The following is a 1487-nucleotide window of genomic DNA, read 5'->3' as shown; positions in this document are numbered from 1 at the left end:
GAGGAGCAGCCGGGGCTGGTCATCCTCGGCAAGCAGGCGATCGACGATGATTCCAACCAAACTGGGCAGATGCTCGCCGCCCTGCTTGGCTGGGCGCAGGGCACCTTCGCCTCCAAGGTCGAGATCGATGGCGATGCGGTCAATGTGACCCGCGAAGTCGACGGCGGCCTGGAGACGGTGAAGCTGAAGCTTCCTGCGGTGGTGACCACCGATCTTCGGCTCAACGAGCCGCGCTATGCCAGCCTGCCCAACATCATGAAGGCCAAGTCCAAGCCATTGGCGCAGAAGACGCCGGACGATTATGGCGTCGATGTCGCGCCGCGGCTCACGACGCTTGGCGTCAAGGAGCCCTCCAAGCGCGAGGCAGGGGTGAAGGTCGCCGACGTGGACGAGCTGGTGGCGAAGCTCAAGGCAATGGGAGTGGCGGCATGAGCGTTCTTCTTCTCGTCGAGCACGACAACGCCTCGGTTGCCGATGCGACGCTTGCCGCGGTGACCGCGGCGGGCAAGCTGGGCGAGGTCCATGCCCTCGTCGCCGGCACCGGTGCGCAGGGCGCCGCCGAAGCGGCTTCGAAGATCGCCGGTGTCGCCAAGGTGCTGCTCGCGGACGATCCGTCCTACAGCCATGCGCTCGCGGAGAACGTCGCGCCGCTCGTCGTCGAGCTGATGGCGAGCTACGATGCCTTCGTCGCTCCCGCGACCTCCAACGGCAAGAACATCGCGCCGCGCGTGGCGGCGCTGCTCGACGTCATGCAGATCTCCGACATCCTGTCGGTCGAGGATAGCGATACCTTCACCCGGCCGATCTATGCCGGAAACGCGATCGCGACGGTGAAGTCGTCCGACGCCAAGAAGGTCCTTACGGTGCGCGGCACGGCGTTCGCCAAGGCGGAAGCATCGGGCGGGTCTGCCGCCGTCGAGACCGTCTCGGCCAAGGGCGACCAGGGGCTGTCGAGCTTCGTCGGCGCCGACATCTCCAAGTCCGAGCGTCCCGAACTGACCAGCGCCAAGATCATCGTGTCGGGCGGCCGGGCGCTGCAGAATGGCGAGAACTTCCACGCGCTGATCGAGCCGCTGGCCGACAAGCTCGGCGCCGCCGTCGGCGCCAGCCGGGCCGCGGTCGATGCCGGCTATGTCCCCAACGACTATCAGGTCGGCCAGACCGGCAAGATCGTCGCCCCGGAAGTCTATATCGCGGTCGGCATATCCGGCGCGATCCAGCATCTCGCCGGGATGAAGGACTCAAAGACCATCATCGCCATCAACAAGGACGAGGACGCACCGATCTTCCAAGTGGCGGACATCGGTCTCGTCGGCGACTTGTTCAGTGTCGTCCCGGAGCTGACCGGCAAGCTTTGAAGCGTGCTCGACCTGGCCTTCCCCCCTGAAAGTGGTCCAGTTTGAAAGTTAGGGAACCTCTGCGCAGGTGGAAATTTGGGCTGCGGGCGGCTTCAGTCGCGAACATTGCGGTCGCGCGCTCTTTGTGGA

The 1487-nt window shown here is 65.4% G+C and carries 2 protein-coding genes; both read left to right on the top strand.

The genetic code is table 11. The features are described 5' to 3' along the window. Positions 1 to 432: electron transfer flavoprotein subunit beta/FixA family protein (locus tag L3X40_RS21780; protein ID WP_237367420.1), on the top strand; the 432-nt coding region annotated here is incomplete at its 5' end. Then, a complete protein-coding gene (locus L3X40_RS21775) occupies positions 429 to 1358 on the top strand; it encodes an electron transfer flavoprotein subunit alpha/FixB family protein (protein ID WP_237367419.1) in 930 nt (309 codons plus the stop codon). The genes L3X40_RS21780 and L3X40_RS21775, both read left to right, overlap by 4 nt. Positions 1359 to 1487: the final 129 nt, after the last annotated feature.

This window comes from Rhizorhapis sp. SPR117 (genome assembly GCF_021742065.1).
This window is presented reverse-complemented; position numbering and strand designations above follow the sequence as displayed.

Excerpts from the sequence above, each read along its gene's own strand:
- L3X40_RS21775 (WP_237367419.1), top strand. The coding sequence starts at position 429 with ATGAGCGTTCTTCTTCTCGTCGAGCACGACAACGCCTCGGTTGCCGAT.